General features: G+C 70.2%; 20 protein-coding genes. 10 read left to right on the top strand and 10 right to left on the bottom strand.

Translation table 11 applies throughout. The annotated features are described in order from the left end of the window. On the bottom strand, nucleotides 1–303 hold a 303-nt coding region (locus BKN37_RS18070; RefSeq protein WP_242657287.1), incomplete at its 3' end, for an NAD(P)-binding protein. Nucleotides 304–380: 77 nt separating this feature from the next. Continuing rightward, a complete protein-coding gene (gene hemE / locus BKN37_RS18065; protein ID WP_071028345.1) occupies nucleotides 381–1442 on the bottom strand; it encodes a uroporphyrinogen decarboxylase in 1062 nt (353 codons plus the stop codon). Between the two features lie 147 nt (nucleotides 1443–1589). Between hemE and BKN37_RS18060 the strand changes: the two genes are divergently transcribed. Continuing rightward, nucleotides 1590–2180 carry a DUF3000 domain-containing protein gene (locus BKN37_RS18060; protein ID WP_071028343.1) on the top strand — a complete coding sequence of 197 codons (591 nt, stop codon included), beginning with the start codon at nucleotides 1590–1592 and terminating at the stop codon, nucleotides 2178–2180. A gap of 1 nt (nucleotide 2181) precedes the next feature. Further along, the gene (locus BKN37_RS18055; protein ID WP_071028341.1) at nucleotides 2182–3438 is read left to right on the top strand and encodes an HRDC domain-containing protein; all 1257 of its coding nucleotides are present in this window, start codon (nucleotides 2182–2184) and stop codon (nucleotides 3436–3438) included. A gap of 82 nt (nucleotides 3439–3520) precedes the next feature. On the opposite strand, the gene dxs is transcribed toward BKN37_RS18055, so the two are convergent. Then, nucleotides 3521–5437: a 1-deoxy-D-xylulose-5-phosphate synthase gene (gene dxs, locus BKN37_RS18050; protein WP_071028339.1), complete on the bottom strand. Its 1917-nt coding sequence runs from the start codon at nucleotides 5435–5437 to the stop codon at nucleotides 3521–3523. Between the two features lie 83 nt (nucleotides 5438–5520). On the opposite strand from dxs, the gene BKN37_RS18045 reads away from it, so the two are divergent. The 3 genes from BKN37_RS18045 to BKN37_RS18035 all read left to right on the top strand — a co-directional run bounded on the left by BKN37_RS18045 (nucleotide 5521) and on the right by BKN37_RS18035 (nucleotide 7857). Beyond that, nucleotides 5521–5964 (top strand): CBS domain-containing protein, encoded by a 444-nt coding sequence (locus BKN37_RS18045; RefSeq protein WP_071028337.1) that lies wholly within the window; start codon nucleotides 5521–5523, stop codon nucleotides 5962–5964. A 97-nt stretch (nucleotides 5965–6061) separates the two neighbouring features. Further along, nucleotides 6062–7351, top strand: a complete 1290-nt coding sequence (locus BKN37_RS18040) for an ArsB/NhaD family transporter (RefSeq protein ID WP_071028335.1) — start codon at nucleotides 6062–6064, stop codon at nucleotides 7349–7351. Between the two features lie 50 nt (nucleotides 7352–7401). Next, entirely contained in the window at nucleotides 7402–7857 is a 456-nt protein-coding gene (locus BKN37_RS18035) for a DUF5078 domain-containing protein (protein ID WP_423212807.1), read from the top strand. 10 nt (nucleotides 7858–7867) lie between these two features. Here BKN37_RS18035 and BKN37_RS18030 read toward each other — a convergent pair whose 3' ends face one another. Genes BKN37_RS18030 through BKN37_RS18020 form a run of 3 tightly spaced genes read right to left on the bottom strand, consistent with a single transcriptional unit; the run spans nucleotide 7868 to nucleotide 10196 of the window. Further along, nucleotides 7868–8608, bottom strand: coding sequence for a fluoroquinolone transporter permease (locus BKN37_RS18030; protein ID WP_071028333.1), 741 nt, complete (start codon nucleotides 8606–8608; stop codon nucleotides 7868–7870). Beyond that, nucleotides 8608–9309 (bottom strand): fluoroquinolone export ABC transporter permease subunit, encoded by a 702-nt coding sequence (locus BKN37_RS18025; protein ID WP_071028331.1) that lies wholly within the window; start codon nucleotides 9307–9309, stop codon nucleotides 8608–8610. The genes BKN37_RS18030 and BKN37_RS18025 overlap by 1 nt, the downstream gene beginning before the upstream one ends. After that, the gene (locus tag BKN37_RS18020) at nucleotides 9306–10196 is read right to left on the bottom strand and encodes an ABC transporter ATP-binding protein (protein ID WP_071028330.1); all 891 of its coding nucleotides are present in this window, start codon (nucleotides 10194–10196) and stop codon (nucleotides 9306–9308) included. The genes BKN37_RS18025 and BKN37_RS18020 overlap by 4 nt, the downstream gene beginning before the upstream one ends. A 40-nt stretch (nucleotides 10197–10236) precedes the next feature. Between BKN37_RS18020 and BKN37_RS18015 the strand changes: the two genes are divergently transcribed. Then, nucleotides 10237–10743, top strand: coding sequence for a GbsR/MarR family transcriptional regulator (locus BKN37_RS18015; protein ID WP_083341878.1), 507 nt, complete (start codon nucleotides 10237–10239; stop codon nucleotides 10741–10743). Here BKN37_RS18015 and BKN37_RS18010 read toward each other — a convergent pair. Beyond that, nucleotides 10703–11875 (bottom strand): class I SAM-dependent RNA methyltransferase, encoded by a 1173-nt coding sequence (locus tag BKN37_RS18010; protein WP_071028326.1) that lies wholly within the window; start codon nucleotides 11873–11875, stop codon nucleotides 10703–10705. The genes BKN37_RS18015 and BKN37_RS18010 overlap by 41 nt on opposite strands. Continuing rightward, the gene (locus BKN37_RS18005; RefSeq protein WP_071028325.1) at nucleotides 11872–13878 is read right to left on the bottom strand and encodes an APC family permease; all 2007 of its coding nucleotides are present in this window, start codon (nucleotides 13876–13878) and stop codon (nucleotides 11872–11874) included. The genes BKN37_RS18010 and BKN37_RS18005 overlap by 4 nt, the downstream gene beginning before the upstream one ends. Nucleotides 13879–13969: 91 nt before the next feature. Here BKN37_RS18005 and BKN37_RS18000 point away from each other — a divergent pair, with 91 nt between their 5' ends. The 3 genes from BKN37_RS18000 (at nucleotide 13970) to BKN37_RS30425 (ending at nucleotide 16141) form a co-directional block, all read left to right on the top strand. Next, nucleotides 13970–14641, top strand: a complete 672-nt coding sequence (locus BKN37_RS18000; protein ID WP_165618357.1) for a potassium channel family protein — start codon at nucleotides 13970–13972, stop codon at nucleotides 14639–14641. 40 nt (nucleotides 14642–14681) lie between these two features. Then, complete coding sequence (locus BKN37_RS17995; protein ID WP_278184959.1) at nucleotides 14682–15353, top strand: potassium channel family protein; 672 nt, start codon at nucleotides 14682–14684, stop codon at nucleotides 15351–15353. A gap of 410 nt (nucleotides 15354–15763) precedes the next feature. Then, nucleotides 15764–16141: a DUF6980 family protein gene (locus BKN37_RS30425; RefSeq protein ID WP_423212808.1), complete on the top strand. Its 378-nt coding sequence runs from the start codon at nucleotides 15764–15766 to the stop codon at nucleotides 16139–16141. On the opposite strand, the gene BKN37_RS17990 is transcribed toward BKN37_RS30425, so the two are convergent. Continuing rightward, nucleotides 16057–16710 carry a DUF3159 domain-containing protein gene (locus BKN37_RS17990; RefSeq protein WP_071028319.1) on the bottom strand — a complete coding sequence of 218 codons (654 nt, stop codon included), beginning with the start codon at nucleotides 16708–16710 and terminating at the stop codon, nucleotides 16057–16059. The genes BKN37_RS30425 and BKN37_RS17990 overlap by 85 nt on opposite strands. A 47-nt stretch (nucleotides 16711–16757) precedes the next feature. Then, nucleotides 16758–17129 carry an OB-fold nucleic acid binding domain-containing protein gene (locus BKN37_RS17985; protein ID WP_071028318.1) on the bottom strand — a complete coding sequence of 124 codons (372 nt, stop codon included), beginning with the start codon at nucleotides 17127–17129 and terminating at the stop codon, nucleotides 16758–16760. A 159-nt stretch (nucleotides 17130–17288) separates the two neighbouring features. Here BKN37_RS17985 and BKN37_RS17980 point away from each other — a divergent pair, with 159 nt between their 5' ends. Next, nucleotides 17289–18002 carry a thioesterase domain-containing protein gene (locus BKN37_RS17980; RefSeq protein ID WP_071028316.1) on the top strand — a complete coding sequence of 238 codons (714 nt, stop codon included), beginning with the start codon at nucleotides 17289–17291 and terminating at the stop codon, nucleotides 18000–18002. The last annotated feature ends 26 nt before the right edge of the window (nucleotides 18003–18028 follow it).

Here is an 18028-nt window from a genome sequence, read left to right as displayed (position 1 = left end):
CCCGTTGACCGTGTCCGGCGGCAGCGGATGCAGTCGGCGCTGACTGTAGATCAGCGGCCGCAGCCCGGTGGTGCCGACTTGCCGGCCGGCCAGGCCCAGCTCGGACAGCAGCGCCGGCACCTCGGGGCGGCGCACCACGAACGCCTCGGCGCCGATATCCATCGGCACCCCGCCCAGCCGTTCGGTGCGCAACACCCCGCCGAGCCGGTCGGTCGGATCGAACAGGGTGATGACCGCGTCACCGCCCAGGGCCGTGCGCAGCCGGTAGGCGGCGGTCAACCCGGAGATCCCGCCGCCGACCACGCAGTACTGCGGCCGGCCGGCCCGGCTTAGCCGCGGACCGTCTCGGCCCGCGGCGCCGCCAGACGGGACCCGGGTGGTCACAGCGAGTGCACCAGTCCCACCAGGTCGGTGAGGATGCCGGGGTCGGTCTCCGGCAGCACCCCGTGCCCCAGGTTGAAGACGTGACCGGCCGCGCCGGCCGCCACCGCACGGCGCCCGTCGTCGACCACCGCGCGGGCCGCGCGGGCCACCACCGGCCAGCCGGCCAGCAGCACCGCCGGATCGAGGTTGCCCTGCAGCGCGGTGCCGGGGGCGACCCGGGCCGCGGCGTCGGCCAGCGACGTCCGCCAGTCGACCCCGACCATCCCCGCCCGCGCCGGCCGCACGGCCTGCGACATCGCCCCCAGCAGCTCGGCGGTGCCGACCCCGAAATGGGTCATCGGCACGTCGGCGTCGGCCAGCGCGGCGAACACCCGGGAGCTGTGCGGCAGCACGTGGGCCCGGTAGTCGGCCAGCGACAACGTGCCCGCCCACGAGTCGAAGACCTGGATGGCGTCCACCCCGGCGTCCAGCTGGACCCGCAGGAACGCGATGGTCAGGTCGGTCAGCTTCTCCATCAACGCGTGCCAGCTGTCCGGCTCGGCCAGCATCATCGCCTTGGTGCGGGCGTGGGTGCGGCTGGGGCCGCCTTCGACCAGGTAGGAGGCCAGCGTGAACGGCGCCCCGGCGAACCCGATCAGCGGCACCGCGCCGAGCGCGGCCACCAGCTGCGACACCGCCTCCGCCACCGGCTGCACGGCCTGCGGGTCGAGCGGTTTGAGCGCGGCGACGTCGGCGGCGGTGCGCACCGGGTGGGCGATCACCGGCCCCACGTCGGGCACGATGTCCAGCTCGACCCCGGCGCCGCGCAGCGGCACCACAATGTCGGAGAACAGGATCGCGGCGTCCACGTCGTGGCGGCGCACCGGCTGCAGGGTGATCTCGGCGACCAGCTCGGCGTCGAAGCAGGCCGCCAGCATGCTGTGCTGGGCGCGCAGCGCCCGATACTCGGGCAGCGAGCGGCCGGCCTGCCGCATGAACCAGACCGGCATCCGGTGCGGTTTGCGGCCGGCGATGGTGGTCAGATACGGCGACTCGGGCAGCTCACGGCGGGTACTCATCACGGTCAATGCTGCCACGACGCGGATTCGGCGCGCCTGTCGCGGCGGGTCGGTGCAGGGGTCTAGCGTGGGATGGTGTGACCTGCGCCGCGACGATGCCAAGCGCCGCGACGAGAAGTGCGCAGCGATGAGGAGGAGCGGCGCTCAATGACCCCAGCCGAACCGGCCCCATTTCGCGAGGCGGTCGCGGCGATGACCGCTGCGGTGGTGCGCTCGGAGATCGAGTTGGGCCCGATCCGGCCGCCGCAGCGTCTGGCACCGTATAGCTATGCGCTGGGCGCCGAGGTCAAACACCCCGAGGCCACCGAGGCCGGGGGGGTCCCGGAGTACTCCGAGGGCGACGCGTTCGGTCGGCTGATTTTGCTGTACGACCCGGACGGCTCGGAGGCCTGGGACGGCACCATGCGGCTGGTCGCCTACATTCAGGCCGACCTGGACTCGCACGAGGCGCTGGATCCGCTGTTGCCCGAGGTGGCCTGGAGTTGGCTGGTCGAGGCGCTGGAATCCCGCACCGAGCACGTCACCGCGCTGGGCGGCACCGTCACCGCCACCACCTCGGTGCGCTACGGCGACATCGCCGGGCCGCCGCGCGGCCACCAGCTGGAGCTGCGCGCATCCTGGACGGCGACCGCCGGCGACCTGGACACCCACGTCCAGGCGTTCTGCGAGGTACTCGAACATGCCGCGGGCCTGCCTCCGGTCGGGGTGACCGACTTGAGTTCGCGGTCCCGCGTCTGATATGTGTTCCGACATCTGCGAAGCCACCCGCGAGCACCTCGACCGCACCGAACCCGAACCCACACCCCTGCCGCATCCGGCCGATGGTGTCCCGGAGCTGTCGGTCACCGTCGGTGAGATCGCCGCGGCCGCCGAGCTGCTGGCCGGCGGCCGCGGACCGTTCGCGGTGGACGCCGAGCGGGCGTCGGGTTTTCGCTACTCCAACCGGGCGTATCTGATCCAGATCCGGCGCGCCGGCGCCGGCACCGTGCTCATCGACCCGGTCAGCCACGGCGCCGACCCGGTGACCGCGCTGGCGCCGGTCGCGCGGGTGCTCACCGAGGGCGAATGGATCCTGCACGCCGCCGACCAGGACCTGCCCTGCCTGGCCGAGGTCGGGATGCGGCCACCGGCGCTGTACGACACCGAACTGGCCGGCCGGCTGGCCGGCTTTGACCGGGTCAACCTGGCGACCATGGTGCAGCGGCTGCTCGGGCTGGGCCTGGCCAAGGGGCACGGCGCGGCCGACTGGTCCAAGCGGCCGTTGCCGGCGGCGTGGCTGAACTATGCGGCCCTGGACGTGGAGGTGCTCGCCGAGCTGCGCGAGGCGATCGCCGCGGTGTTGGCCGAGCAGGGCAAAACGGAGTGGGCCGCGCAGGAGTTCGAGCATCTGCGGACCTTCGTCGCCCCGCCCACCCGGCGGGACCGGTGGCGGCGCACGTCGGGCATCCACAAGGTGCGCAGTCAGCGCGGCCTGGCCGCGGTGCGCGAGTTGTGGACGGTGCGCGACCAGATCGCGCAGCGCCGCGATATCGCGCCCGGGCGGATCCTGCCGGACGCGGCCATCGTCGAGGCCGCGCTCGCCGACCCGAAAACCCTCGACGACCTGGTCAAGCTGCCGGTGTTCGGCGGCCGCAAGCAGCGGCGCGGCGCGGACACCTGGTTCGCGGCGCTGCAGGCCGCCCGGGACAACCCCGAACCGCCGGACACCGCCGAACCAAGCAACGGGCCCCCGCCGGCGGCGCGGTGGAGCAAACGCAAACCGGAGGCCGCCGCCCGGCTGGACGCGGCCCGCACCGGGTTGACGGCGCTGTCCGAGCAGGTGTCGGTGCCCACCGAGAACCTGATCGCCCCCGACCTGGTGCGACGGCTGTGCTGGGACTGGACCGGCGGCGACGGGCAGGCCATCGATGAGTTCCTTCGCGACGCCGGCGCCCGGGCCTGGCAGCGCGAACTCGTCGTCCCGGTCCTAGCCGCCGCGCTGACGCCGGCGCCCTAGTCACCCGCCGAGATCGACGTTTTCGGGACAAAATGCGAGACGCGGGCCCGGAAACGTAGATCTCGACGCGACCCCGGCACCCTCAGTCCAGGTGTTCGCTGATCTCGGAGCCGGACTCCACCCCGCCGGACAGCGCGGCCACCCAGCCGGTGATCTGACGGGCCACGTCCTGTTCGGTCAGCCCCACCTCGGCGAGCACCTCACCGCGGGAGGCGTGCTCGTAGAACCGTTGCGGTAAGCCGACATCGCGGCACGGCACGTCGATCTCGGCGGCCCGCAGCGCCGCCGACACCGCCGACCCCACCCCGCCGGCCACCCCGTGGTCCTCCACGGTGACGACAAGCTTGTGCTCGGCCGCGAGCTCGCGCAGCGCCGCGGGCACCGGCAGCACCCAGCGCGGGTCGATCACGGTCACCCCGATGCCCTGGTTGCGCAGCCGCTGCGCGACCGCCAACGCCATCGCCGCGAACGCGCCGACCGCCACCAGCAGCACCTCGGCGCCCAGCCCGTCGGCGGGCTCCGCCAGCACGTCGACGCCCGCGCGGCGCTGCACCGCCGGAATGTCGGCGCCGACGTCGCCCTTGGGGAACCGCAGCGCGGTGGGCCCATCATTGATGTCGAGCGCCTCGCCGAGTTCTTCGCGCAGCCGGGTGGCGTCCCGCGGCGCGGCCACCCGCATCCCGGGCACGATGCCCAGCATGGACAGGTCCCACATGCCGTTGTGGCTGGCGCCGTCGTTGCCGGTGACCCCGGAGCGGTCCAGCACCACCGTCACCGGCAGACGGTGCAGCGCCACGTCCATCATGATCTGGTCGAACGCCCGGTTGAGGAAGGTCGAGTAGATCGCCACCACCGGGTGCATGCCGCCCATCGCCAGCCCGGCCGCCGACGTCAGCGCGTGCTGCTCGGCGATGCCGACGTCGAACAGCCGGTCCGGGAACCGCTGCCCGAACGGGGTTAGGCCGGTGGGGCCCGGCATGGCGGCGGTGATCGCCACCACGTCGCGGCGTTTGGCGCCGTATTCGATCAGCGCCTCGGAGAAGGTAGCCGTCCAGCCCGGCCCGGGCACGGCGATCGCCGATCCGGTCAGCGGGTCGATCACCCCGCAGGAGTGCATCTGCTCGGCGTCGTCGTTTTCGGCCGGCGGGTAGCCCATGCCCTTGCGGGTCACCACGTGCACGATCACCGGGCCGCCGTACCCGCGGGCGCGCTGCAGCGCCGCTTCCACCGCGTGCTCGTCGTGCCCGTCGACCGGCCCGACGTACTTGAGCCCCAGATCGGTGAACAGCAGCTGCGGGCTCAGCGCGTCCTTGATGCCGACCTTGACGCTGTGCACCGCGTGGTAGGCCAAATCGCCGACGATCGGGATCCCGCGGATCAGTCGGCGGGTCTCGTCCAGCAGCCGCTCATAGCCGGGCTGCAGCCGCAGCGCCGCCAGGTGCTCGGCGAATCCGCCGATGGTCGGGGCGTAGCTGCGCCCGTTGTCGTTGACGACGATCACCACCGGCCGGTGCGCGGCGGCGATGTTGTTCAACGCCTCCCAGCACATGCCGCCGGTCAGCGCGCCGTCACCGACGACGGCCACCACGTGCCGGTTGCGGTGCCCGCTCAGCTCGAACGCCTTGGCCAGCCCGTCTGCGTAGGACAGGGCCGCGCTGGCGTGGCTGGATTCCACCCAGTCGTGTTCGCTTTCGGCGCGGGACGGATACCCCGACAGGCCGCCCTTTTTGCGCAGCGTCTCGAAGTCGGGGCAGCGGCCGGTCAACATCTTGTGCACGTAGGCCTGATGGCCGGTGTCGAAGATGATCGGGTCGTGCGGCGAGTCGAACACCCGGTGCAGCGCCAGCGTCAGCTCCACCACCCCGAGGTTGGGGCCCAGATGCCCGCCGGTGGCGGCGACTTTGTGGATCAAAAACTCGCGGATCTCGGCAGCCAGATCGGTGAGTTGGGCCTGCGAAAGGTGTTGCAGATCGGCCGGCCCACGGATCTGTTCAAGCATCAGGCCAGTCTACGCACGACACCACCGCTGCTCGCCGAATCTGGTCCGCACCACCGGCCCGGCGCCGACGTATCGTCGGAGTTATGCACGCCGAGGAGATCGCCGAGGACTTCCCGGTGATCAGCATCGACTCCGACGCGCTGGACGCGGCCCGGCTGCTGGCCGAGCACCGGCTGCCCGGGATCGTGGTCACCGACGCCGCCGGCAAGCCCTACGCGGTGCTGCCGGCCTCCCAGGTGGTCCGGTTCATCGTGCCCGGCTACGTGCAGGACGATCCCTCGCTGGCCGGGGTGCTCGACGAGTCCATGGCCGACCGGGCCGCCGAGAAGCTGGGCGGCAAGACGGTGCGCGAGGTGCTGCCCGAGCATCTGCGCAACGTGCCGCCGGCCCACGCCGACGACACCATCATCGAGGTGGCCGCCACCATGGCCCGGTTGCGCAGCCCGCTGATCGCGGTGGTCAAGGACGGTTCCCTGCACGGGGTGATCACCGCGTCGCGGCTGCTGGCCGCCGCGCTCAAGCACTGAGCCACGCGGGCTGCTGATACCGTTTGGACCGGTGTGCCGGGAAGTCTGGTCGGCGTGAGATGTCCCATGACCAGGAGTGCATCGTGAGCCCCGGCCCGTGACCGTCATCGCGATCACCGTGTTCGCGGTCGCCTACGCGCTGATCGCCAGCGACCGGATCAACAAGACCCTGGTGGCGCTGGCGGGCGCGGCGGTGATCGTCTGCCTGCCGGTGATCGGCGCCGACGACATCTTCTACTCCCGCGACACCGGCATCGACTGGGATGTCATCTTCTTGCTGCTGGGCATGATGGTCATCGTCAGCGTGCTGCGCCAGACCGGGGTGTTCGAGTACATCGCGATCTGGGCGGCCAAACGCGCGGGCGGCTCGCCGCTGCGGGTGATGATCCTGCTGGTGCTGGTCACGGCGTTCGCGTCGGCGCTGCTGGACAACGTCACCACGGTGCTGCTGATCGCCCCGGTCACCCTGCTGGTCTGCGACCGGTTGGCGATCAACGCCGCCCCGTTTCTGATGGCCGAGGTGTTCGCCTCCAATATCGGCGGCGCCGCCACCCTGGTCGGGGATCCGCCCAACATCATCATCGCCAGCCGCGCCGGGTTGACGTTCAACGCGTTCCTGCTGCATCTGGCCCCGATCGTGGTGATCGTCATCGCCGTGTTCGTGGCGCTTTTGCCCCGGCTGTTTCCGGGTTCGTTCACGGTGGACGCCGCCCGGGTCGCCGACGTGATGGCGCTGCACGAGGGTGAAGCGATCCGCGACCGCAGACTGCTGATCAAGTGCGGGGTGGTGCTGGCGTTGGTGTTCGCCGCCTTCATCGCCCACGCCCCGCTGCACACCGAGCCGTCGGTGGTGGCGCTGCTGGGCGCCGGTGTACTGGTGGTGATCTCGGGGCTGGAACGCTCCGACTATCTGGCGAGCGTCGAATGGGAGACGCTGCTGTTTTTCGCCGGACTCTTCATCATGGTCGGCGCCCTGGTGAAAACCGGCGTGGTCAGTGACCTGGCGCACGCAGCCACCCAGGTGACCGGCGGTAACGCACTGCTGGCCACCCTGGGGATCCTCGGGGTGTCCGCCCCGGTGTCCGGGGTCATCGACAACATCCCCTACGTCGCGACCATGACCCCGATCGTCGCCGAACTCAGCGCCGCCCTGCCCGGCCACGTCCACCAGGACGCGTTGTGGTGGGCGCTGGCCCTGGGCGCGGACTTCGGCGGCAACCTGACCGCGGTCGGCGCCAGCGCCAACGTCGTCATGCTCGGAATCGCCCGCCGCGCAGACAATCCCATCTCGTTTTGGGAGTTCACCCGCAAGGGTGCGGTGGTTACTGTGGTCTCCGTCGCACTCGCGGGGCTCTACCTGTGGCTGCGCTACTTCGTGCTGGGCTAGGTCACGGATGGGTCTCGCGGCGAAACCGGAAATAAGTTAAGGTGTCTAACATGATGCGGCATCTCACCCTGCGCGCTGGCGCCGTCTTGGCTTCGCTCGGCATCGCGGCCGTGGCGTTCCCGGGAACCGCCGCCGCCGACTCGACCGACGACTACCCGATCCCCCGCCGGATTATCGCGACGACCTGCGACGCCGAGCAGATCCTGGCCGCCACCCGGGACACCTCCCCGGTGTACTACGAGCGGTACATGATCGACATGCACAACAAGTCGCCGGACGTCCAGCAGGCGACCATCGACAAGATGCACTGGTTCTTCTCGCTGTCCCCGGCCGACCGCCGGGCGTACTCGGAGGAGATGGCCACGCACTACCCGCCCGACCCGCTGACCACCCAGTGGCCCAACCACGCCAAGCTCTTCTTCAACAACAAGGGTGTGGTGGCCAAATCCACCGAGGCGTGCGCGGGGTACCCGGCGGGCGACATGTCGGTGTGGGACTGGACCTAAGGGTCCGCGCTCAGCTGCGATAGCGCCGGAAACGGCCAAACAGCGGCACGGCCAGCGCCGCGTTGTAGACGACGCCACCGACCAGATACGGCCACCAAGTGCCGTGGTCGCTGGCCACCCAGAACGCTTTCGCGGGCCAGTACGGCGGCAACACACCGAACGCCAGATTCCAGCCGGATCCGATGAACCAGGGCAGGCAGGGCAGCCCGGCGATGAGCATGCCCAGCGCGCGCAGCGCGGCCAGGCCTTGAATCTTGTTGTGGGCCATGGCCACAATCAGCAGCAGGGTCACCACCGCGGACAGCCCGGCCAGCACCCCGATCGGGATCAGCGCGGGCACCAGCCCGGGTGCGAGGAGTCCGCTGCACGACATGGTCGCGATCACGTAGCCGGTGGTGACCACGATGACGGTGCCGGCACGGTAGCCGAAGAACACCCCCAGCGGCACCGGGGTCACCCGCAGCGCGGCCAGGGTGCCGGCGTCGACCTCGTCGAGGACCAGGAACGCGGCCAGGCCGCCGACGATGATGATCGACGTCAGCAGCAGGAAGGCGGTGAGGACCAGCGGGTAGTAGGGCACCAGGTCGAAGTGGTAGCGCTCGGCCAGCAGTGCGGTGAACCGCGGGGTCAACACGGCGACACCAGTGGTCCAGATGACCGGGGCGAGCACGATCATGACGAGCAGCGGGTCACGGTAGGTGCCGCGAAGATCGTTGCGGCCGAACGCCGCCAGCGCCCGCGCGCCAGCCATCACGACCCCCGTTCGATGACGTAGCGGCCGAACAGCGTCTTGGCCGCCCGGCACAACCCGGCAATGCACAGCACCGGATAGCCCACCGCGTAGGCCACCTGCCAGGGCGCCAAGCTCACCTGGTGGAACGCGGTGCCGAACAACAGCAACGGGCCCTGGGTCGGGATGAGGTAGAGCAGCGGAGTCGGCCACACGCCGGAGTAGTGCAGGATCGGCAACGTCATCACGGCCAGCGGGATGGTGGCCGCCAAAAACCAGTCGCTGATCGAGGCGAACGGCAACGAGGTGACGAACCCGACCAGCAGCATCACCAGGGTCGCCAGCAGCGCCCCACTCACCAACGGCACCGGGCGGTAGCCGACACCGTCGACCGTCGCCACCACCACCGCCACCGCTAGCGAGATCGCCGCCAGCAGCGCCAGTTTGGCGGCCAGGTACTCGCCGAACCGCAGCGGGGTGGCGATGACCGCCGACAGGGTGCGCTCCTGCTTTTCGAAGAACACGGTGCCCGCGATGAAGAAAAACCCGATGATCGCCGTATCGCCCAGCAGCACATAGGGTTCGGCGACCGGGCGCAACCCGGCGGGCATCGGCACCAGCACCGCCAGCCAGATCAGCCCGGAGAAGACGGCGGCGTGCAGGAACTTTTGCCGCACCTGCAGCATCAGCTCCAGGCGCAGCGCATTGACCAGCCGGGTCACGCCAGCCGCCGCCCGGTCACCTCGACGAAGACGTCGTCGAGGCTGGCCTCCCGGCTGTGGATGGTTTCCACCTGGTGATCGCGCAGCACCGCATGAAAGGCCGGGTCGTCGGCGAGGGTTTCCATCGGGAAGTCCGCGGTGGCCAGCCGGCCCCGGTCGCCGCGGTAGGCCACCCGCACCAGCCGCTGGCTGCGGGCGATCTTCAGCTCGCTGGGCGTGTCGAGCGCGACGATGGCCCCGTCGACGACGAACGCCACCCGGTCACACAACGCGTCGGCGGTCCCCATGTCGTGGGTGGTGAGAAAGATGGTGCGGCCGCGGGCCTTCAGATCCAGCACCATCTGCTTGACGGTGCGGGCGTTGACCGGGTCCAGACCGGAGGTGGGTTCGTCGAGGAACAGCAACTCCGGATCGTGGATCAGCGCGCGGGCGAACGTCAGCCGCATCTGCATGCCCTTGGAGTAGGCGCCCACCCGAGTGTGGGCGTGCTCGGCCAGCCCGACGGCGTCCAGCAGCGCCATCGGGTCCGCGGTGGGACCGTCGTACAGCGCGGCAAAAAACCGCAGGTTCTCCAGCCCGGTGAGCTTCTGATAGTGGTTGGGCAGCTCGAACGAGACGCCGATGCGCTGGTAGTAGTCCGGCCCCCACTCCCGCGGGTCTTTGCCCCACACCGCGGCCTGGCCGCCGTGGCCGCGCAGCAGGCCGATCAGCAGTTTCTGGGTGGTCGACTTGCCGGCACCGCTGGGGCCGAGGAAGCCGAAGATCTCGCCGCGGTGGACCGAGAAGTCCATCCGCCGGATCGCGGGCCGCGGCGCTTTCGGATAGGTGTACGTCAGCCCGCGCACCCGGATCACCTCGGGGTCGGCGATCTCCCTCTCAACCAGCATGCTGCCGACTATACTGAAGCTTCAGAAATTATTGAAGACAATGGAGAGGGGTGTTCGGGTGGCGCCGGAAGCCAATGTCGAGATGGCCGAGCAGCTCGCGCTGTCGCTCACCAACCTTGGGCTGCAGCGCATGACCGCGCGCGTGCTGGCCACGCTGCTGTTCACCGAACAACCCACCCTGACCATGGGGGAGCTGGCCGATCAACTGCAGGCCAGCGCCGGCGCGATCTCCGGGGCGCTGAAGATGCTCACCTCGGTCGGCCTGGCCGAACGGGTTCCGGTGCCGGCCAGCCGGCGCGATCACTACCGGCTCCGCGACGACGCCTGGGCGGTGCTGTTCACCAATCAGAACGTCACCCTCGCTGCCATGCAGGACGCCGCCGAGGCCGGCATCGCCGCCACCGGTGCCGACAGCCTGGCCCGCCAGCGACTCACCCAGATGCGCGACTTCTACACGTTTTTGCTCGCCGAGATTCCAGCGGTGCTGGACCGCTGGCGGCAGCGCGCTAACGGATCAGCAGCGCCACACACTCCACGTGGTGGGTGAGCGGGAACGCGTCGAACACCCGGAGCTGCTCGACGGTGTACCCGTGCTGCCGGTACAGCCCGATATCGCGGGCGAAGGACGCTGCCTCACAACCGATGTGCACCACCCGTGACACCGCGGCGCCGGCCAGCAGGTCGATCACCTCGCGCCCGGCCCCGGCCCGCGGCGGGTCCAGCACCGCCACCTCGGCGGCGCTGCGCTGCGCGGCCAGCGCCCGGCGCACCGAATCGGTGACCACCCGCACCTGCGGCAGGTCGGCCAGCGCGGCCCGCGCCGCCCCGGCCGCGGCCCGTGAGGTGTCCACCGTCACCACCCGGCCCGACTCCCCCACCGCCTGCCCCAGCACCGCGGCGAACACCCCGGCGCCGCCGTAGAGGTCCCAGGCGGTCGCGCCGGTGCCCGGTTGCGCCCAGTCGGCCACCAGGTCGCTGTACACCCGGGCGCCCTCCCGGTGGGCCTGCCAGAACGCGGTCACCGGCAGCTGCCAGCGGCGCCCACCCACCCGCTGGGTGGCGTGATAGTCCCCCTCGACGACCTCGGGACGGCGGTGCCGCGCGGTGGTGACCACGTGCCGAATGTTGTTGTCGTCGACCACGACGTGCACCTGGTCGCCGGGCGAAAATCCGTGCGGCAGGCCGTCGAGCATCCCGTCCGGAAGCTGCCCACAACGCAGGTCGGTGACCAGCTCGTCGCTGTGGTAGCGGTGAAACCCGGCGTGCCCGTCGGCGCCCACCGCCAGACGCACCCGGGTCCGCCACCCGGTGGTGCCCACGGTTCCCACCGGCTCCGTCTCGCCGTGCCACTGGTGGCCGCCGAGTCGAGCCAGCTGCCCCGACACCACCTCGGCTTTCAGCGCGCGTGCCGCGGCCGGCTCGACGAACGCCAGATCGCAGCAGCCCGCGCCGTCGCGGCCGGCGATCGGGCACGCCGACGCGATCCGGTCGGCCGACGGTTCGAGCACCTCGACCGCCTCGGCGTGCCAATAGGATTCGCGCTGCGCGGTGATCCGCGCCCGGACCCGCTCCCCGGGCAGGGCGTAGCGGACGAACACCACCCGCCCGTCGTGGCGGGCCACGCAACTGCCGCCGTTGGCCGGCGGGCCGACGGTCAGGGTCAGCTCACCGGGCGTCACTTCGTTCCGTTCAAAAATCCCCGCCGGGTGTCGCCGGGCGCCACGTGTGGCTCCAGCATCTTGCGGCGTTCCGACGAATTGAGCTGCCAGGGAACCGAAGTCACCATCACCCCGGGCATGAACAGCAGCCGGCCCTTGAGCCGCAGCGCGCTTTGGTTGTGCAGCACGTGCTCCCACCAATGCCCCACCACGTATTCGGGGATGAACACCGTCACCACGGTGCGCGGTGACTCCTTGCTGATCCGTTTGACGTAGTCGAGCACCGGCCGGGTGATCTCCCGGTACGGCGAGGCGATCACCTTGAGCGGGACCGCGATATCGCTGTCTTCCCACTTCCGCACCAGCGCACGGGTTTCGGCGTCGTCGACGCTGACGGTGACGGCTTCTAAGACGTCGGGGCGGGTGGCGCGCGCGTAGGCCAGCGCCCGCTGGGTCGGCAGGTGCAGCTTGGACACCAGCACCAGGGCATGGTTGCGGCTGGGAAGCACGGCCTGGTCTTCCTCGTCGACGGCCTGGTCGTCGAGCTCCCGGCTCACCGCCTGGTAATGCTTGCGGATCAACTTCATCAGCACGAACAACGTGGACATGGCCACGATGGCGATCCACGCCCCGGCCACGAACTTGGTGATCACCACGACGATCAGCACCGTGCCGGTCATGACGAACCCGATGGTGTTGACCACCCGGGAGCGCATCATGGTGCGGCGGGCGGCCGGGTTGGTCTCGGTGCGCAGCAACCGGTTCCAGTGTCGGACCATGCCGATCTGGCTCATCGTGAACGACACGAACACGCCGACGATGTAGAGCTGGATAAGCGCGGTGACCTCGGCGCCGAAGGCCACGATGAACGCGATCGCCACCGCCGCCAAAAACAGAATCCCGTTGGAGAACGCCAGCCGGTCGCCGCGGGTGTGCAGTTGGCGCGGCAGGTAGGAATCCTGGGCCAAAATCGATCCGAGCACCGGGAACCCGTTGAACGCGGTGTTGGCGGCCAGCGCCAGGATCAGCGCGGTGACCCCGGCGATGATCCATAGCCCTGGTGGAAAACCCCGAAACACCGTGTCCGCGAGCTGCGCGAGCACCGTTTTCTGTTGATAGTCCGCCGGCGCGCCGATCAGCTGCTCCGCGGGCCGGTTGGCGATTTTCACCCCGGTCTTTTGGGCCAGCATGATGATGCCCAGCAGCAGCGTCACCGCGATCACGCCGAGCATCAACAACGTCGTGGCCGCGTTTTTCGATTTCGGTTTGCGAAACGCCGGCACCCCGTTGCTGATCGCCTCCACCCCGGTCAGCGCCGCGCATCCCGAGGAGAACGACCGGGCCACCAGGAACACCAGCGCGAAGCCGAGCACCTCGCCGTGCGCGGAATGGATCTTGAAGGCCGCCGAGTCGGCGTGCAACGGGTGCCCCAGCACGTAGATCTGAAAGAAGCCCCAGCCCAGCATGAGGTACATGCAGATCATGAACGCGTAGGTCGGAACGGCAAATGCGGTGCCCGACTCGCGGATCCCGCGCAGGTTGGCCGCGGCGATCACGATCACGGTGCCGACGGCGAACACGACCTTGTGCTCGGCGATGTAGGGCACCGCCGAGCCGATGTTGGCGATCCCGGAGGAGATCGACACCGCCACGGTCAACACGTAGTCCACCATCAGCGCGCTGGCCACGGTCAGGCCGGCGGTGTGGCCCAGGTTGGTGGTCACCACCTCGTAGTCCCCGCCGCCGGACGGGTAGGCGTGCACGTTCTGCCGATAGCTGGCCACCACCGTGATCAACACGACCGCGACCGCCAGACCCACCCACGGCGTCATCCGGTAGGCGGCGATGCCGGCCACCGACAGCACCAGGAAGACCTCTTCCGGGCCGTAGGCCACCGACGACAGCGCGTCCGAGGCGAACACCGGCAGGGCGATGCGCTTGGGCAGCAGCGTGTGGTGCAGCCGGTCACTGCGAAACGGCCGGCCTAAAACCAGCCGACGCGCGGCGGTGGAAAGTTTGGACACGAGAGCCAAGAGTAAGCCCACCAGCCGGTGGCGGTAGCGTTCGGAGATACCGACATGTTCGCCGACCAGGATGCAGCCGAAAGGACGTCAGGTGCGGGTAGTTGTGATGGGGTGCGGCCGGGTGGGCGCTTCGCTGGCCGACGGCCTGTCGCGGATCGGCCACGACGTCGCGATCATCGACCGCGACAGCACGGCATTTAACCGGCTCAGCCCGGAATTCAGCGGCGACCGGGTGCAGGGCATGGGCTTCGACCGGGACGTGCTGCTGCGGGCCGGGATCGAGGATGCCGGCGCGTTCGCCGCGGTGTCGTCCGGGGATAACTCCAACATCATCTCGGCTCGGCTGGCCCGCGAAACCTTCGGGGTGGAGCGCGTGGTGGCCCGCATCTACGACGCCAAACGCGCCGCCGTCTACGAGCGGCTGGGCATCCCGACCGTGGCGACCGTGCCGTGGACCACCGACCGGCTGCTCAATGCGCTGACCCGCGAGACCGAGACCACCAAATGGCGCGACCCCACCGGCACCGTCGCCGTGGTGGAGGTGCTGCTGCACGAGGAGTGGGTCGGACACCGGGTCACCGATCTCGAGGCGGCCACCGGAGCGCGGGTGGCGTTTTTGATCCGATTCGGCACCGGGGTCTTGCCGGAGCCCAAATCCGTCATCCAGGCCAGCGACCAGGTGTATGTCGCCGCGGTCGCCGGCCGGGCCGCCGAGGCGATAGCCATCGCCGCGCTGCCGCCCAGTGAGGACGTGGGCGAATGAGGCGCGCTGACGCGGGGACCGGCGCGGCCGGGTTTGGGGGGTGGCGCAAATGAGGGTCGCTATCGCGGGGGCCGGCGCGGTCGGTCGCTCCATCGCGCGCGAGCTGATCGAAAGCGGCCATCAGGTGAGCCTGATCGAACGCAACCCCGACCACGTCGACGTGGACGCCATCACCGAGGCGCAGTGGCATCTGGGCGACGCCTGCGAATTGACCCTGCTGGAGTCGATGCACCTGGAAGATTTCGACGTTGTGATCGCCGCCAGCGGCGACGACAAGGCCAACGTCGTGCTGTCCCTGCTGGCCAAGACCGAATTCGCGGTGCCGCGGGTGGTGGCCCGCGTCAACGATCCCCGCAACGAGTGGCTGTTCACCGAGGCGTGGGGGGTGGACGTCGCGGTGTCCACCCCGCGGATGCTGGCCTCACTGGTCGAGGAGGCCGTCGCGGTCGGGGACCTGGTGCGGCTGATGGAGTTCCGCAAGGGCCAGGCCAACCTGCTGGAGATCACGCTGCCCGACGACACCCCGTGGGGCGGCAAACCGCTGCGCAAGCTGCAGCTGCCGCGGGACGCCTCGCTGGTCACCATCCTGCGCGGACAGCGGGTCATCGTGCCGCAGGCCGACGAGCCGCTGGAGGGCGGCGACGAGTTGCTGTTTGTCGCGGTCACCGAGGTGGAAGCCGAGCTGCGCGACCTGCTGCTGCCCGCGCACTAAGGGCGTGTCTGGGGCGTCGAGCCTGCGCTGGCGGCGTCGAGACTGAACTGGTGGCACCGAGACTGCGGTGAGGGCACCGAGACTGAACTGGTGGCACCGAGCCTGCGGTGGCGGCACCGAGACTGCGGTGGCGGCGTCGACACTGAACTGGTGGCACCGAGACTGCGGTGAGGGCACCGAGCCTGCGCTGGCGGCGCCGAGCCTGCGCTCAGGACGTGTTCGCGGCGAAAATCACGGTCTCACCGCAGTCTCGATGCCGTACACGCAGTCTCGATGCCACCAGTGCAGTCTCGATGCCGTACACGCAGTCTCGATGCCCTCACCGCAGGCTCGATGCCGTACACACAGGCTCGGTGCCCGCACAGGACAAGATCGCCCCAATCGGTGCGATAGTTTGCCGGTGACCGGGCATTGCTGCGACACGCTGCGACGCCAGCTGGACTGGCGCTGCGACATACACGCCGGGATCTGCGCCGACGCGGTGGTGTGCTTTTCCCCGCGGTTTCACCGAATACGGTCTGCTCATCCACGACGGCGGCGCCTCGAGCCTGGCCATCGCGTACTGCCCCTGGTGCGGAACCAAGCTGCCGGCCTCCGAGCGCGGCCGCTGGTTCAGCCAGCTGGAAAGGCATCGACCCGTGGACCGACGACATTCCCGACGAGTTCGAGGACGACCGCTGGCTGCATCTCCCCTAACGCCGGCTCACTCCCGGGCCGGCTCGGCCGCGGTGTCCGCCGCGCCGGGCGTTTCCAGCAGGATCCGCCGCACCGCCTTGACCGCGAGGTAGGTCGCGACCGCCGCCACCGCGGTCAGCGGCCAGCCCATCGCGATCCGGGCCACCGCCAGCCAGCCGGTGTGGCCGGCGTCATAGAGCACGCGCTGCACCACGAACCGGGACGCGAACACCACCACCCAGGCCACGGTGGCGAGGTCGAAGATGTACACGGCGCGACGGACATCGCGCCAGCCGCGGTCCTGGCCGCTGGCCCAGCTCCACAGGTAGCCGACCGCCGGGCGGCGGATCAGCACCGATGCCGCGAAGGCCGCCGCCCACAGCAGCGACGTCCAGATGCCGAGCAGGAAGTAGCCCTTGGACTCCCCCAGCAGGTAGGCGATCAGCGCGCAGATCGCCACCCCGAAGAAGCCGGAGACGGCCGGTTGGGTGGATTCACGGCGGATCAGCCGCCACACCAGGATCAGGGCGGCCACCGTCAGGGCGGCCGCGATCGCGGGGCGCAAGCCCAATGTGCTGGAGATGGGCACGAAGACCAGGACGGGCAGCGAGGAGTAGATCAGGCCACTCACGCCGCCCAGCTGCGCCAGCAGGCGCTCGGTTCCGGTGCGGTTATCGGTCACGACGTGCTAGCGGCCTCGACGCTGGCCGGGCCGGTCACTGGGATCGTTCACTGCTGAATTTCGTAGTGCGGGTTGTAAATCGCCTTGCTGCCATTCTCAAGCTTGCCCATCCGGCCGCGTACCCGCAGGGTACGGCCGGAGTCGATGCCCGGTATCCGGCGTTGACCCAGCCACACCAAGGTGACCGTGTCGGTGCCGTCGAACAATTCGGCGCGGACCCCGCCGGCGCACCCCTTGCCGTTGGCTTCCACGCTGCGCAGCGTGCCCACCATCGTGACCTCCTGCCCGCGCTGGCAGTCAATCGCACGTTGCGCGCCGGTGTTGACTGCTTCGTCGGACAGCTGCTCGACGTCGCGCAGTTCGGGGTCCTCCGTCAACCGCCGCGTGAGTCGTCGCAGATAACCTTCGGCCGTAGCCATGGCCTCTCCTGATACTTCAGCGTTTCCATGGGTGGAAAACCCACCGATGGAAGCCACTCCGTTGTGTGCCTACGCCACCGTAGACCTGTTGGTTCGCTTATGCCACGCGGCCCACGGGGTGGGTGCGCGACGCCGCCGACCACCAGGCACGATCGTGGAATGCTCGTCGATTTGCGCGGTGTCAACAGCGTCCTTTTGCCCGGGACCGGATCCGACGACGACTACGTCTACCGGGCGTTTTGCGGCCCGCTGCGCCAGGTCGGGGCGGTGCTGGTGGCGCCGCCACCGCAACCGGGACACCTGATCGAGGGGTATCTGACCGCGTTGGATCGCGCCGCCGAACGCGGACCGATCGCGGTCGGCGGGGTGTCGATCGGGGCCGCGGTGGCCACCGCCTGGGCGCTGCGGCATCCGGAGCGCACGGTGGCGGTGCTGGCGGCGCTGCCGGCCTGGACAGGCGCCCCGGACACCGCCCCGGCCGCGCACGCCGCCCGCCACACCGCCCAGCAACTGCGCCACGACGGGTTGGCCGCCACGGTGCGCCAGATGCGGGCCTCCAGCCCGCCCTGGTTGGCCGACGAACTCACCCGCTCCTGGACCGGCCAGTGGCCGCAGCTGCCCGACGCGCTGGAGGAAGCGGCCGCCTATCGCGCGCCGCACGGCACCGAGCTGCAGCGGCTGGCCGCGCCGCTGGGGGTGGCCGCGGCCACCGACGACCCGGTCCACCCGCTGGCGGTGGCCGCCGAATGGGCCGCCACCGCGCCGCACGCGGCGCTGCACACCGTGACGCTGGATCAGATCGGCGCCGACCCGGCGGCGCTGGGCGCCGCCTGCCTGGCCGCGCTCGCCCAGGCGACGGCTAGCCGCCGGTGATGGTGCGCAGCTGCTGCCTCGCCGGG

It is taken from the genome of Mycobacterium talmoniae, from assembly GCF_001854525.1.
Lineage (GTDB): Bacteria > Actinomycetota > Actinomycetes > Mycobacteriales > Mycobacteriaceae > Mycobacterium > Mycobacterium talmoniae.
The sequence above is the reverse complement of the archived record's forward strand: the minus strand, read 5'-3'. Positions and strand labels throughout refer to the sequence as shown.